Consider the following 15420-nt stretch of genomic DNA (forward strand, 5'->3'; position numbering starts at 1 on the left):
AGACTTAGCGAACTATATAAGCCACCATTGGAGGTGGCTTTTTTAAAAAATCTAGAGTATCCTTGAGAAAGTATTATTAGGTCTGTGAAAAGAATCTATCAGATTTTATAATTGCCAAAATACTTTTCATCATATACTCCTTTTGTTGCATCGATTCCATATAATTCTTGAAATACTTGAACCGCATATGAATCCATCATTCCAGAAATATAGTCAGAGATTATTCTTTCTTTTCCTTCTATGCTTTCCCTATATTCTACAGGCAAAAGTAGGTTATCTTTGTTGAACTCTTCGTCAGAAAAAGCGTCAAATAATCCTTTGATTATTTTTTCTCCTTGCTTTTCATATAATTGGACAGTATTCGATCTATTAATGCATTTGAAGGTGAAATCCTTTAGACAGTCTGCAAATTCATCTAATGTACTAAAACCTAGTTCTCGGTCATTTAATGTCCCAGTTTTAGTTTTGAATTTGTCATCGACTTCAACTATCCCTATGTCATTAACTAGAGTATTTACTAAATTAGATGTTAATTCTTTTCTTAATAACAAACCAAACTCTTCCGAGGAATGGTAATTAGAGGCTGATCGTGCATATGATTTAGCTTTTGTAACTAATTCCTCAAGAACATCATAACCTTGGATTTGACTTGCAATATCCTTAAATTCAAACATAAATTCATCTATGTTGAAAAGTCCTAAACTTAATGCATCCTCCAAGTCATGTGCTGCATAAGCAATTTCGTCTGCTATATCGACTATTTGTACATCTAAAGTTCTTGGGCTAACGTTAGATTTATCAATAAAATCTGCTAATTGTTCAAAATTGGATTTATAAATAAACTTTTTTGATATTTCATCGAAGGGCTTGTAATATTTCACAACGCCTAACAAGGTTCTAACTGTGAGGTTCAATCCCCTAGTATTTTGAAGTTTCTTTTCAAGATCATTCAGAACCCTCAATGTTTGAGCATTTCCTTCAAAACCTCCATTATTTTTCATTAATTCATTTAGTACCTTTTCACCATGATGTCCATAAGGGGGATTACCAATATCATGGGCAAGAGCGGCTGCTTCAACTACATAAATATCATCTACATAAACCTTGTTGTCTTCTGATTGGGTTCTTAATCTTTCAGCAATTGATCTAGCAATTTGAGCCACTTCTAAACTATGAGTTAACCTATTTCGATAAAACTTATCACTTTTAATTCCCAATAGTTGCATTTTTCCTTGTAACCTTCTAAAAGAAGTGGAATATAAGATTCTTGAATAATCTCTTTGGTGTGGGTTGCGATCTCGTACTGTTTCTTCAGGATGTATACGTTTCTCTATATCCTTTAGTGGATAGTAATGATCTTGTAAAAAGTCAATCAATAATTCTTTATTTCTGCTCATTTGGAACTCCACCTTTGTAATTATTTGGATATGTATAGTATAATATTATTAATTCAGAAAATATAGTATTTTCTAATACTTAATAATTAATTGGAGTGACAAACAATGAATTTTTCTATTAATGCTTACAAGTTTTTTTAGGTGTAAATGAGATTTATAGATTAAAAAAAGATGGTAGTTGGGAATCCATTGAGGATTTCAAGGCTTTTGACTTAGATGAAGACATGTTGTTCAAATCTTATAGATATGTGAGTAATTGGCTTCAACAGCAAGGTTAAATTATAATTGATGGTAATCTAATAAATACTTTAGAAAGTGACTCTGGGGCTACATATCTTAAAGATTTTCACTTTGAAATAATTTGTCATAGAATCTCAAAGCCAGCTAATCCACTACCATCTAAAGGCCAATTAGTTAATGTCCTTAATAGAGGTAATGATAATGTTCACAATTCTTTGGTGCTAGATTACGATGACTTTCCAAGACTGATTTCAATTGTAAACTCTGCACCTACAAATATTGTTGAATATCCAGTAAGGTTAGAAACTTTTAGTGCAAAGAATAAATACGTGGGACTTGATAGCGAACTTAATCATGTTGAGGGCACATACTCTATACTTATCGAAGCATGGCGAGATTATTTAGAAACAGGTAGATCATTTTATAGAGAATATTTTATTGGAGGACAAACTAAGGAAGAATTGATCGATGAAATCAACTAAGAATTACAGAAGTCAAATTAAAAAGGAATGGTAGAATATAATAAAGCCACCAATTGAGGTGGCTTTAAATATAGTCTGGAATAACATCCCGAATTTCTTGTTCTGCATTTTCAAGCCCTTCTAACCATAACTCTACCAATTTTACGCCCTCTACCAGCTCTATATTAAGCCCCTCAGCGTACTCTCTCGCACTTGGGGTAAAAGACCCAGTAGTGATTACGTAGCCCCCTACAGCTCCTCTTTTGACCATATTAGAGTGAACGAGTGCTATCGGGTCAAAGGGTAAATCTCCTTTGTAACATTTAACTTGTCCAAGAAAAAGACCGTCCTCTGTTGTATGTTCAAAGTCCACCCCAAAGTCACCAGAAGAAGGAGATACCCATGTGTTACCACCCATTGCTCTCTCAATTACCTCTGCGACAAAGTATTCAAACATGAGCGGATTCTGTTTAATGTAGGACGAAGAAAGTGTATTAACGTCTTCTGTATCAGATTTAAACCTCAAGTAAAGTCCCATTGCAAGCGTTCTCTTCATTTCTTCACTCTTATCAATGTGCTGAGCTAGTAGTTGTGTTTGATAATCTGTTTTCTTCTTATTGATGTGGAAATGAAAGAATGCTCCAGCAAGTAAGAGTGCTACTAGAATTTCTATATAGATCATATGTTAATCACCTCAAATTCATATATGTCCTATAGAGAGTTAGAATATACTTGATTGAATTTTCGAAAATCATTATATTTATAAATTCAATATAATAACCAATGTGGTATAATTTACCTATAGAAGAAGGGGGATTTGGATGGAGAGCTTTAATATTGAAAAATTCAATACTAGTGTAGCTAGGAAGGAGTATGTAAAGGGGAAGGAAACAGATTTCTATATCCTAACTGCTAAATTCAATATAAACAAATACAAGCTGATTTTACTTGAAAATCATTCTGTAATTTATGAAAGTTTTCAAGATAGTTTAACTGAAGCTAAACATATTGGTATAGAAAGGCTCTATATTATTAGCCCTTCAATTTTAGATGCAAGGAAAGTAACGATGGTACATTATAAAGAAGATAGACCTAGCGGAAAACCTTGGGTTAAAGATTCAGAGCCAATATTAAGTAAATATTTAAATCTCGATCTTGAGGAAAATGAATACGTGTTTCCACCTTTACAACCTAGAGATAGAAATCGAGAGTTTAATCAATACGATAAGGACATTCGATCTAAGGTGATCTTTGAATACTTGTTTAATGAGCGAACCCATCGGTGGTTAGATGAAAACATTATTAAACTTGATCCTGCATATAGTCGAGGATACCAATCAATGGGAATCCTCCATCACTTAGGTCTGAGAGATACGCATAAAGGGATTTTCATGGATATAAATATTGAAGAGGGTATTAAACTACTTTCCAGAGTTGAGCATGAAAATATTAAGACTATAGTAGAGTCATTGACGTACTCTAATGAACTAGCATATGTCCATATAGATGTGGATGATGTTGTCGAGAGTATAGAGTATCAAGAAGGTAAGGAATCTTTTAGAATGCATAAATTTAGAGAGCGTAATAGTAAGTTGATTTCAGAAGCAAAAAAGGCTTTTAAGATTAAGCATGGAAAACTATTTTGTGAAGCTTGTGGAATTAATTTTGAAAAGGTTTATGGGGAGCGGGGTAAAGACTTTATAGAAGCTCATCACACAAAGCCAGTGGCTGAAATGAAACTTGGTGAAAAAACTAGAATAGAAGACATAGCTATGCTTTGTTCAAATTGTCATCGGATGATACATAAAAGCCCTACTTTATCTGTAACAGAATTAAAAAGATATATTAAAGAAAGTAACTTTTAAGGGAAAAAACAATTGGAAGAAACAGTATTGATTAAAGAAGATATAAAACAAGAAATGATACTTAAAGAGTATCAAAATTTCATTAGAGAAAAGTTAAGTACGGTTTTTAGAGAAGTCAAAACTGAATGGAACGCAATGAAAGAAGAGAGGGCATTAAATGTATATTCGCCAAGAATTGATGTTTCAGTAGGTCCATTTGCAGTACATGGAAGATTAGAAGAAGAATATAATAGTATGATTAGAAATACTCAAATCTCTCAATTCATTCAGAAGTTATTTGATTATAGCGATGAAAACCTTCAAAGACATGAGGATCGTTTTATTGACGCTCGTAGGTTTGAAGACATCGTTAATAGCCCACCCATGTTTCCTGCTAACCATATTTTCTATTACTTCCAAAGCCGAAATAACAGTTAAATTCGAATCGATATATCTATATCATACTGGTATAATTAGGTAAGTTGATGCTTTAACAAAATATAGTTCTGAAACATAAAAAAACGAGTTCGTTTAAGGAAGAAATTGAAAAGAAGGAGGAATTTATTTTGTTCAAAAATTTAATTTATTTTGATTCAACTAAAGTTGCAGAATATGGAGCTGTATTAGAAGGGAAAAAACATGTAGCTATAAAAAATGTTAAAGTAAATTCAGGTAAATCTCTAAATGCAAAAGTACCAGTAGTTTCTGGAGGAATAAATAAAAGCAACGAAATGGAAGGGGAAATAGTAGATAATTTAATACTTGATTGTAATGAATTTGAAGAATTACTAGTAAGTAAAAGTAAAGATAATTATTTCGATTTCCTTGAGAATGAATGTGATGCTGAAACAATACCTAGAACATCAATTGTTCGTTTTGAGGGTGGTTTTAGTATTCCTTCAGAATTTGATATGATGGATTTAATTAACAAATTTAAGCCTATGTTAACTTCAAGTATGAATCTACAAAATGCACAAGAAGAAGAGATTTTCAATAAACTCTTTTCTAAGGAAAGTACTAAAATCCCAGCTTTCTTTGAATGTAGTAATTTTGAAGAAAGAGTAGGTTTTTCAAAATTAAACTCAAATAATCTTTGTTATGAATTAGAGCATTTAGAAGATTTTGAGGATGAAGAAGTTACTATCATAGCAAAAGTCTTATCTAGAAAAGATATAACTGATAAACCTATTGTTGTATTCGATATTATGAAGGATTTATTTTCCCTAAGTCGAGGTATTAGAAGACAAATGGGTGACAATGAGATTGATGGAATACCCAACATCAAAAGTGATGAAAATATTATAATATTAGAAGTCCTAACAATTTATCAATAATTTAAGCTTGTAATTGTAATATAAATATTGTGATCAAATCTTACTATGTCTTTATGTAACTTCGTTGAACCTTGCCATAAATTAGACAAAGTCCTATAATAGTAGAAATTTTTTGAAGGGATTAATTGGAAAAACATAGTGATTTATTTTAGATTTTATCGTTGTAATTAATGTATTAAAAAAATGTTTAGGGTAGGAATTTATGGAATCTATAGTAACCTTTTGGGAAGCAAATAGTAGTAATATTATCGTTTCATTTTTAATAGGTTTAGTTTTTTTTATACTTGGTCCAATTGGATTATGGTTTTCGGGAAAAAAAGTAAAGAAAGAAAGAGTTAAAAAAGCAATAGATACCTTATTGGACACTTTTGAAGGAATGCTAGTAAATGAAGTTAATATCTCTCCAAATAGATTAATTATGGTTTTTCGTTCAATTGAAAGAGATATTAAAATTGATTTAGAAGCTAATTATGAATTGGAGAGTTTATTAGAGGACCTCGTATTAAGGTTTGAAAGAAGTAAGCATCTAGACCCAAGTCAAAAAGATAAATACTATGAGAAAATCGAAAATATAAAAAATAAATTAAAAGAAGAACAGAGTAAACAGGAGAGAAGCACAAACATTCCAAGACCATATTCAAATGTATTTCAAGAGTTAAGGGAAGCAAATGCAACAAATGACCAAAAGAGTATTAATAAATTAATAGATGAACTTGAGAAAAAAATAATTGAAGGAAAATACTTGGAACTAAACTCACCCTTTTTAAATGCCTTTTTAAGGCCGTATATAATTTTATTTAGAAAACCTAAATTTTTCGTTGTATCTTTAATTATTTATATTTTGTTTATTTCCATCATCTTCATAATAATATCCATAAAAGAAAACATATCTTTCTAATAAAGAAGCCTTAAGAAAGGCTTCTTATTTTATATCAATGGATGTATACCTTTTGTTGAAAGTTAACTATGTTCTTAGATAATATTGGGTGAACCGTATCATAAGTAAGCACAATTCACTTATAATTGATTGTCTAAGAACAAATTTCGCTGTTCTAACAACATATAAATATATTAGGGGAGTCCTACTTGAGTGACCAAATTCATCCAACTGAGTTAGAAAAAGAATTTTTAGAACTAGCCTTTAATCGTTTCTATGACTTATTTGATGAAATAATGGTTGATTCTTTCTGGAATCAAGATGCCAGTATCCGTATATATATAATAAAAGAAATATTCTCTGTTTATTTTGAAATATTAAAGTATAGACCAATTCAGTGGATTATAGGAAATGAACGTAGACCAAACTTCACTAATGTAGGGAAGGACTTAATGAAATTTGTAAGAAATGTATTGTTTCATTTTCCGTTCTTTGAAAGTTGGGATGATATATGGATAAAAAGGTCTATTATAAATCTGTTTTCAACAAAGCCACAATCAATAGATAGGTTTCTCACAAGTTATGAAGGGAAGGTAGAGTTGAAATATAGGTTTTGGGAAGAAAAATATAAAAAGATGACATATATAACTATAGAGTTCCCAAAGGATTACGGTTTGGATAACAAAATATTTTTAAAGAATATAATATCTGAAAAGGATGGAGTGAAATTTTCGCTTATCTTTATGGACAGTATTCTGAAATCACAGCTTGACTTAAATAATAACGGGTAAGAGAAGTTCAAAATACATAAAACATCGATTTCATATACTTTTATTTTAATGCGAATAACAAAGTAGGTGTAAAAATTGAGTGGTAATTACAAAGTAGAACTAACCATTGTTGAGAATGGATTAGATTTTATAAAGCGTTCATTGATTGAATTAGAAAAAGATGATGATATGTACTTTAAATATGCAATACTACATTTGAGTGCGGGTTTAGAGCTAATACTAAAAGCACGCTTACAAAAGGAACATTGGTCACTTGTATTTGAGGATATTAACAAAGCCAATCTTGAAACTTTCAATAAAGGTGAATTTAAAAGCGTTGCATTTGAAAATTTAATATCTAGATTAGAAGGTATTTGTGATATAGAAATGGGTTTTAAAACTAAAAAGAAAATACAAAATCTTAAAAAGTACCGAAATCGAATAGAGCATTTTGATTTAAGTGTGAATAAAAAGGCATTAGAAGCAATTACGTTTAAAGTTTTGTCAGTTCTTATTCCATTCATTTATAAGGAAGAACTAATTAAGAGAGATCATGACACTTTAAAGTTTATAAACGAAAAGCTAACAACTATGGATGATTACATAACACAGAGGTATAAAGAAATTTCACCTATAATAAAAGAACTACCCTCTGAAGTAAGGCTTCTCGAATGTCCGAATTGTTTGCAAAATAGAACTTTAAGACTCGATGAGAAGTATTGTTATTTTTGTGAGACTACTTTTAAGAACTTATCTGTAGAGTTTATATCTAGATTTTTAAATTTTGACGAACATTTCAATATTAGTTATGGGAAGTTCAAGTTTTTAGATTTATGCCCTTGTTGTGAAAAAAGGTCATTGTTAGTTGCAGATGATGAATGTCTATGCATAACTTGTTGTAAAATCCTTAGACCTAAAGAATATGTTAAATGTATAGATTGTGGAATATCTCATTTATTTGGGAAAGAGGAAGGCGAATTTATAAATGAAGAATACGTTTGTTATGATTGTATCTTTAAAGATGAGATATAAACTAATGATAGGTTCGTTCATATCACCATTTTACATCTTTTAATAACCACTTTATACATAAAATGAAAGCATTGATATGAGAAGTAGTCTATCTACTTTAGAGAAGTTTAAAATATGATTAAAACACGTTCTGCTCTTCAAAACGCAGCATCTGTTGCAGTAATGTTCCTAACAACAGGAGCGGTTATAGAAGTCAAATTTCAAGAGAAGATATGATGGCACACATAATTAAAAATTAACCAAGCATTATTAAAGTGAAAATGAGGTTCGGTTATTTTTTATTTATGAACCTTGGTATTTTCAATCAAAATACAAAGGGTGAACAAGGAACTATGTTAAAATAGCCTTACGTATAATGTTAAGTCACATCACTCTAAGAAATGGGTGATGGTAGTGACTTCAATAAAGAAAGATTCAAATACGGGGAAATATTATTTTGTTTTAGATGCAGGAAAAGACCCGCTTACTGGAAAGAGAACTCAACTTCGCAGAAGAGGTTTTACAACCAAAAAGGAAGCTCAGATAGCATTAGCAAATCTTCAAGTGCAAGTTAGTGAAAGAAAGGAACTATGTTTGTCGAAGCTTCCATTTTACAAGTATCTAGAACAGTGGTTTACTGCGAAGAAGATTAAACTAAAAACAAGTACAATACAGAATTATGAGCAGCAAATCCGTTATAACATCACTCCGTATATTGGTGAGGTACGAATGAATGATTTCAATGAGTCAATTCTACAGAATTACATTCAAGTGCTTTGCAAGGAGAGAGAGCTTTCTCCTGCAACAATTAGAGCAGCTTACGGGATTGTGTCAGAGGTACTATATAAAGCATCTCAAAAGGGCATCTTAAACAAATCGATGTTGGATGACATTGCATTGCCAAGAATACCAAAAAAGCTACGTGTATGGACATCTGATGAAATTGCGACATTCTTAAATGCTCCACAAACAATTTTGAACTTGACGAGGCACTTTATCGGCTTCAACATTTCGCTACAAACAGGTATGAGAATGGGTGAAGTTCTAGGTTTACGTTGGAGTGATATTGACTTTGAGGGCAAGAAAATCTCTGTTCGTCAAACACTTAACAAGATTGGTGATGGCAACGAATACGGATTTGTTAATGAAGGTAAAACAGCTTCCGCTCTGAGAGTTATTTACATCTCTGAATCCCTTGTGAATTGCTTAAAGGCTCATATGGAATTAATAAAAAGGGAAAGAACGGTTTTGCAGGAAGTTTATCTTAATTATGATTTAGTTGTATGCACGAAAAACGGAAATTGGGTACATCCGAATAACTTTAGACGAGCATTTAAAATGACGGTTGAACAGTTAGACATTACCCCAATTAGGCTACATGATCTAAGGCATACACATGCGACATTCTTACTTGAGAATAAAGTGAACCCTAAGATTATACAAGAGCGGCTTGGTCATAAGAATGTAAATATTACTCTTAACACATATAGTCATGCTTTACCTTCTATGCAGATTGAAGCAGCTGGGAAGTTTGTCGAGATGTTCGGTAATAGTGACCAAATCAGTGACCAATAAATTTATAAAATCCTACAGCCCTTGATATGTCTATATATTCAAATAGTGATTTTCATGAGGATTGCATGAATATCATTATGAACGATCTCATTGAACTAATGGATCCTAGATATATTGAGGTGTGGGGGAAATTCACCCCGCGCGGCGGTATTTCCATTGATCCTTATTGTAATTATGGGAAGCCAGGAACCAAGTATGAAGAAATGGCGCATCATCGCCTGATGAATCATGATTTATATCCAGAAAAAGTGGATAATCGATAAGAAATGACCATTAAAGTGGAACTTGCTTGAACAACTATTGCCAAAAGAATGAAGCTGCTATTATACTGAAATTAAACATGAATGATGGGAAGAGTTGCATTTTGCAACCTTCCTATTTCTTTTGAATTTTATAGAGGGGGGGAGGTTCTATGAAGCCATTACATTATTCTCTTTTCGTATTGATTGGTGCCTGTAGTTATGGGGTCCATGCTTCTATAGTAAAATTAGGGTTTGGAGCAGGATTTAGTATTTACCATATCACGGTCAGCCAATATCTGCTTGGGTTTTTAATGCTTCTTTTACTGTATTTTTTTTCTCCTAAAGCGAAGATGAAGGTTCGTCAAACCCTCTCTTTGTTTAGTGTAGGCCTTCTCGTTTGTATAACGGGTATTTTTTATGGGCTAAGCCTTGAAAGAGTTTCAGCTGCGATTGCTGTTGTGATGCTGTTTCAATTTACTTGGATAGGTGTTTTAATTGAAGCCATTTATCTGAAAAAGCTTCCTTCTAGGAAAAAAATTCTTTCCGTCGCTGTGCTTTGGATTGGAACCGTTCTAGCAGGGGGCATCGGCTCATCGACTGGGTTTGATTGGAGGACGGACTGGGATGGAATCCTTTATGGTTTCATCGCAGCGATAACCTTTGCACTTTTCATCTTCTTTAGTGGAAAAGTCGCAATCGAAATTCCAACGATGCAGCGAAGTCTCATGATTGCTGTTGGAGGGCTTATTTTTCTCCTGTTTCTCTTTAAACCAACTTTTATTATAGATGGAACCGTCATCACTTCAGGACTTTGGAAGTACGGTCTGTTGCTAGGGCTATTTGGAACCATATTACCCATCCTGTTCTTTGCAATTGGTACTCCACATCTTGAATCGGGGATCTCAACCATCGTAGGAGCAGCGGAACTCCCAGCAGCTGTCATCGCAGCTATGATCATACTCCACGAGCTGGTCACGCCGTTACAAGGATTAGGAGTGCTCCTCATCCTAATCGGAATCGTCATCCCGCAATACAATGGCAGAAGAAGACGAAGGGTAAAGAGCGTATTATAAGGTGCCAGGCACGACCAGAAATTTGTCGAACAACACAAATTTCAACAAAATTCGACGCGTGCCTGGCACGACCCGGATTTTGTCGAACGGCGTAAAGAGGCAGTCGCAATTTACGGCTGTTTCTTTTTTTTGAGGATGGTGAAATCCCTTTCAATATTTGCAATTATTAAACCTTTATCGAATTTCCGTAATCCCCTTTACAAACAATTCTAGCGGCTATATAATCCCGTTGTCCCTCATTTTTGAGATTCATTAAATGATAGATAAAAGGAGGTTGCGGTGATGCGACAAAAATTATTATCGTTCTTACTGATGAACGTGGGTGCTTTCTTTGTAGCGGTTAATGTCCACTTTTTTCTTTCACCTAATAGCTTAGCGACGGGTGGAGTAAGTGGGTTGTCGATTGTCTTGAATCATGTTGTTCCAGGGCTATCGATTGGTACATTCATGATTCTAGTAAACATTGTGTTGTTTATAATTGGGTTCATATTTTTAGGATTTAGTTTCGGTGCCAAAACCATCTATGCAAGCTTTGCACTCTCCTTTATGGTATGGCTATTGGAAAGGTTCGCCCCGATTACAGAACCATTAAGTAATGATGTCTTAATCCAACTCATTATCGGTCAATGCATCGCTGCAACCGGCATGGCCATCGTCTTTAATCAAAAAGCTTCAACGGGTGGAACAGATATTATTGCGATGATCTTAAATAAATATTTTAATATTGAAATAGGTCGTGCTGTATTATTTTCTGATTTATCGATTGCGTTATCGTCGACCTTTTTATTTGGACCTCAGGTTGGAATGTATGCGTTCTTCGGAGTAATCCTGAATGGACTTGTCATAGATTATACGCTTCAGCAATTTAATACAAATAAAGAAGTAGTCATTATCAGTCAGCGCAGTGATGAGATTCGCACATTTATCGTTAACGAATTAGGAAAAGGTGCAACCCTTCATAAAGCGACAGGCGCCTTTACATCTGATCAAAAAGAAGTCATCACAACGATTTTAGGAAGAAAAGATTTCTCCAAACTAAAGAATTATATAACTGAGATAGACAACAAAGCGTTTATCACAGTCCACAATATGAACGAAATATTAGGTCAGAATTTTAAACGTCTGGCTTAAATAATGAACTGTCTCCTTTTGGGGGCAGTTTTTTTGTGCGTTCAATTTATGTGCCAGGTACAAAAAGCCAGAATTGTACCTATTCTCGGAACCGCTTTTAGCTCCATACCAATCAAATCTCCCCAGAAACATGGTTTTTTTGCAAATAAATTGAAACATTTTGCCTATTTGTTCCGTAGATAAGATAACGCTACATCACGAGCGAGCAGGCAGGAGAGGGGGAAGGCTTTATAGAGTGATGGGGGCGATTCTTCTTCTTTCGAAAGAGATTACAAAGGAAAGGATTGGGATGCCTATGGAATTATTCGGAGTACCAATTGAAACGATTTATTTATATCTTTTGATCGGGTCTGGGTGTGCGACGCTGCTTTATATGTTCTTCGGAGACGCCCTTGAAGGGGTCGCTGAGGCTACCGGATTTCTTAATCCAACATTAGTACTTGCCTTTATTACTTTTTTCTCTGCAAGCGGTTACCTCTTTGAGCAGGTGACAAGCTTAAGTAGTATTCTTATTATCATATTTTCTATCATCATCGCCCTTATTTTGGACGTATTGTTAAATGTATTTGTGCTTGTCCCTCTTTCATCAGCGGAAGAATCACTTGTATATACAGAGGATTCCTTGCGTGGAAGGGTAGGAAAAGTCATTATCACGATTCCGGAAAACGGCTTTGGTGAAGTGGTGATTGAAAGCTATAGCGGGATGATTTCCAAGTCAGCCGTTAGCTTTGACAACACTGTCATTAAAGAAGGGACGAAAATAGTGATTATTGATGTGATTAAGGGTGTATTACATGTTTTGGCACATGAAAATGAATTAGAAAATGAAGGGGGAAATTAAATGGAAATGATTTGGATCGTAGGAGGAATTATTTTATTCTTACTAATCGCCTTAATAGGTGTATTTATTTCAAAATATCGTACAGCAGGCCCTGATGAAGCCCTTATTGTTACAGGAAGCTATCTAGGGAACAAAAATGTTCATGTAGATGAGTCAGGAAATAAAATCAAAATTATTCGCGGAGGCGGAGCATTCATTCTACCTGTGTTCCAGCAGGCAGAGCCTTTAAGTTTACTTTCTAGCAAACTAGAAGTAACAACTCCTGAGGTATATACCGAGCAGGGGGTCCCAGTAATGGCAGATGGGACGGCGATTATTAAAATCGGCGGATCAATTGGAGAGATTGCAACTGCTGCTGAACAATTTCTAGGAAAATCAAAGGAAGACCGTGAAAATGAAGCGAAAGAAGTACTAGAAGGTCATCTTCGTTCCATTTTGGGATCAATGACAGTAGAAGAAATTTATAAAAATCGTGATAAATTCTCTCAGGAAGTACAACGTGTGGCAACACAGGATCTAGCTAAAATGGGTCTTGTCATCGTGTCCTTCACGATAAAGGATGTTCGTGATAAAAATGGATATTTAGATTCCCTTGGTAAACCAAGGATTGCCCAAGTGAAGCGTGATGCGGATATCGCTACAGCTGAAGCGGAAAAAGAAACACGGATTAAGCGTGCTGAAGCGTCTAAGGATGCGAAAAAAGCAGAGTTGGAGAGAGCGACAGAAATCGCAGAAGCGGAAAAAGAAAATCAAATGAAAATGGCGGACTATAGAAGAGAACAAGATGTGGCAAAAGCACGCGCAGACCAGGCATACGATCTCGAGACAGCCCGTTCAAAACAAGAAGTAACAGAGCAGGAAATGCAAATTCGCATTATCGAGCGCCAAAAGCAGATTGAGCTCGAGGAAAAAGAAATCCTTCGTAGAGAAAGGCAGTATGACTCCGAGGTTAAAAAGAAAGCCGATGCGGATCGTTACTCAGTTGAGCAAGCAGCTGCCGCGAATAAATCGAAAGAAATGGCAGAGGCTGAAGCTAATAAATATCGTATTGAGACATTGGCCAAAGCTGAAGCAGAAAAAGTACGTGTCGACGGAGAAGCGAAAGCCGATGCCCAAAGAGCTCAAGGGGAATCAGAAGCTGAAATTATTCGCTTGAAAGGTCTTGCGGAAGCAGAAGCGAAAAGAAAAATTGCAGAAGCCTTCGAATATTATGGAGAAGCAGCGATTATGGATATGGTCATTAAAATGCTGCCACAATATGCGAAAGAGATTGCTAGTCCGTTATCCAATATCGAAAAAATTACGGTTGTTGATACAGGCAGTGACAGCAGCAATGGTGGGGCCAATAAAGTCACAGGCTACGCTACCAACCTAATGTCGACCATGCAGGAATCACTAAAAGCCTCATCTGGTATTGATGTGAAAGAGTTATTAGAAAATCTATCGGGAAAAGGTAACATCAGACATAGCATTGATCGTCTCGGTTATGAGTTGAAAAATGACAAGTCATCACAAACATCAGACAAGAAGACGAAGGAAAAAGTAGAACAGTCATAGGAAAAGCGGTGGTAGCCTTTCAAGGTTACCATCGCGTTTTTTATTTAAAATATAACATGTGCATAAATTTGGAATCTCGTGCTATTACTCTAAATTTTCGTGCGCAAAATTTGATTCTCATGCATTTACTAGTCATTTTCGTGAATAAAATCAAAAAGTTATGCATTACTACATTCAAGGTAAAGAAAATGTTCCTTCTCCATATACAAGGAGTAAGCTTTTAGAAGAGTCATCGCATTTTTATTAATCATCTCCACCTAAAAGGTCAAACACTCCGCCTAAGACACTGCCTTCTCCTTTAGTACCGCCATTACGCGGCATGGCAGAGAAGACGCGGCTGGCTAAACGACTAAATGGAAGGGATTGAACTAACACCGTACCAGGGCCTTCTAAGGTTGCAAAGAATAATCCTTCCCCACCGAATAGGGCCGTCTTTACGCCTTTCACCATTTCGATGTTGTAGTTAATGCTAGGAGTAAAAGCTACTAAACAGCCTGTATCAACACGTATTTTTTCACCTGGTTGCAGCTCTTTTTTGGCAATGGTGCCACCTGCATGGACAAATGCCATTCCATCTCCTTCTAGCTTTTGCATGATAAAGCCTTCCCCCCCGAAGAAACCAACACCAATCTTTCGTTGGAATTCAATCCCGATTTGAACGCCTTTCGCTGCTGCTAAAAACGCATCCTTTTGACAAATCATTTTTCCGCCTAATTCATCTAAGTCAAGTGGAATAACTTTCCCAGGGTAAGGGGAGGCAAAACTGACTTTTCTTTTTCCTTGGCCTGTATTTGTAAAGGTCGTCATAAATAAGCTTTCACCTGTGACTAAGCGCTTTCCGGCACCAAAAAGCTTGCCCATAAGACCGCCGGTACTTGACGAACCATCTCCAAAAATCGTTTCCATATGAATCTGGTCATCCATCATCATCATGCTGCTTGCTTCTGCTACAGCCGTTTCCTGTGGATCGAGTTCAATTTCGACATACTGCATATCGTCTCCAAAAATTTCATAATCAATTTCGTGATTATTCATTCGGATCATCTCCTTCAAAGAATAAGTAAAAG

15 protein-coding genes and 2 pseudogenes are annotated in these 15420 nt (G+C 34.9%); 14 read left to right on the top strand and 3 right to left on the bottom strand.

Features of this window, described 5'->3' with window-relative positions:
* Positions 1–98: 98 nt before the first annotated feature.
* A complete protein-coding gene (locus JOC86_RS21920; RefSeq protein WP_205175161.1) occupies positions 99–1397 on the bottom strand; it encodes a deoxyguanosinetriphosphate triphosphohydrolase family protein in 1299 nt (432 codons plus the stop codon).
* 458 nt (positions 1398–1855) lie between these two features.
* On the opposite strand from JOC86_RS21920, the gene JOC86_RS21925 reads away from it, so the two are divergent.
* On the top strand, positions 1856–2119 hold the full coding sequence (locus JOC86_RS21925; protein ID WP_205175163.1) for a hypothetical protein: 264 nt from the start codon (positions 1856–1858) through the stop codon (positions 2117–2119).
* A 64-nt stretch (positions 2120–2183) separates the two neighbouring features.
* Here JOC86_RS21925 and JOC86_RS21930 read toward each other — a convergent pair whose 3' ends face one another.
* On the bottom strand, positions 2184–2780 hold the full coding sequence (locus JOC86_RS21930) for a restriction endonuclease (protein ID WP_205175165.1): 597 nt from the start codon (positions 2778–2780) through the stop codon (positions 2184–2186).
* A gap of 139 nt (positions 2781–2919) precedes the next feature.
* Between JOC86_RS21930 and JOC86_RS24820 the strand changes: the two genes are divergently transcribed.
* The 13 genes and pseudogenes from JOC86_RS24820 (at position 2920) to JOC86_RS21990 (ending at position 14353) form a co-directional block, all read left to right on the top strand.
* Positions 2920–3963 carry an HNH endonuclease gene (locus JOC86_RS24820; RefSeq protein WP_239587771.1) on the top strand — a complete coding sequence of 348 codons (1044 nt, stop codon included), beginning with the start codon at positions 2920–2922 and terminating at the stop codon, positions 3961–3963.
* Between the two features lie 12 nt (positions 3964–3975).
* Positions 3976–4380 (top strand): hypothetical protein, encoded by a 405-nt coding sequence (locus JOC86_RS21940; RefSeq protein ID WP_205175167.1) that lies wholly within the window; start codon positions 3976–3978, stop codon positions 4378–4380.
* A gap of 128 nt (positions 4381–4508) precedes the next feature.
* Complete coding sequence (locus JOC86_RS21945; RefSeq protein ID WP_205175169.1) at positions 4509–5276, top strand: DUF6414 family protein; 768 nt, start codon at positions 4509–4511, stop codon at positions 5274–5276.
* Positions 5277–5478: 202 nt separating this feature from the next.
* Positions 5479–6174: a hypothetical protein gene (locus tag JOC86_RS21950; protein ID WP_205175171.1), complete on the top strand. Its 696-nt coding sequence runs from the start codon at positions 5479–5481 to the stop codon at positions 6172–6174.
* 188 nt (positions 6175–6362) lie between these two features.
* Positions 6363–6944 (top strand): hypothetical protein, encoded by a 582-nt coding sequence (locus JOC86_RS21955; RefSeq protein WP_205175173.1) that lies wholly within the window; start codon positions 6363–6365, stop codon positions 6942–6944.
* A gap of 75 nt (positions 6945–7019) precedes the next feature.
* Positions 7020–7955 carry a hypothetical protein gene (locus JOC86_RS21960; RefSeq protein ID WP_205175175.1) on the top strand — a complete coding sequence of 312 codons (936 nt, stop codon included), beginning with the start codon at positions 7020–7022 and terminating at the stop codon, positions 7953–7955.
* 123 nt (positions 7956–8078) lie between these two features.
* Positions 8079–8171, top strand: a pseudogene (locus JOC86_RS25370) (hypothetical protein); the annotation flags it as partial.
* A gap of 177 nt (positions 8172–8348) precedes the next feature.
* Positions 8349–9509: a tyrosine-type recombinase/integrase gene (locus tag JOC86_RS21965; protein WP_205175177.1), complete on the top strand. Its 1161-nt coding sequence runs from the start codon at positions 8349–8351 to the stop codon at positions 9507–9509.
* 44 nt (positions 9510–9553) lie between these two features.
* Positions 9554–9772 (top strand): annotated as a pseudogene (locus tag JOC86_RS21970) (tunnelling fold family protein); the annotation flags it as partial.
* 149 nt (positions 9773–9921) lie between these two features.
* Complete coding sequence (locus JOC86_RS21975) at positions 9922–10824, top strand: EamA family transporter (protein ID WP_205175179.1); 903 nt, start codon at positions 9922–9924, stop codon at positions 10822–10824.
* 282 nt (positions 10825–11106) lie between these two features.
* Positions 11107–11955, top strand: coding sequence for a YitT family protein (locus JOC86_RS21980; RefSeq protein WP_205175181.1), 849 nt, complete (start codon positions 11107–11109; stop codon positions 11953–11955).
* A 295-nt stretch (positions 11956–12250) separates the two neighbouring features.
* Positions 12251–12796: an NfeD family membrane protein gene (locus JOC86_RS21985; protein WP_205175342.1), complete on the top strand. Its 546-nt coding sequence runs from the start codon at positions 12251–12253 to the stop codon at positions 12794–12796.
* Positions 12797–14353 (top strand): flotillin family protein, encoded by a 1557-nt coding sequence (locus tag JOC86_RS21990; protein WP_205175183.1) that lies wholly within the window; start codon positions 12797–12799, stop codon positions 14351–14353.
* A 243-nt stretch (positions 14354–14596) separates the two neighbouring features.
* On the opposite strand, the gene JOC86_RS21995 is transcribed toward JOC86_RS21990, so the two are convergent.
* Positions 14597–15388: a TIGR00266 family protein gene (locus tag JOC86_RS21995; RefSeq protein ID WP_205175184.1), complete on the bottom strand. Its 792-nt coding sequence runs from the start codon at positions 15386–15388 to the stop codon at positions 14597–14599.
* Positions 15389–15420: the final 32 nt, after the last annotated feature.

It is taken from the genome of Rossellomorea pakistanensis, assembly GCF_016908495.1.
In the GTDB taxonomy this organism is placed as follows: domain Bacteria; phylum Bacillota; class Bacilli; order Bacillales; family Bacillaceae_B; genus Rossellomorea; species Rossellomorea pakistanensis.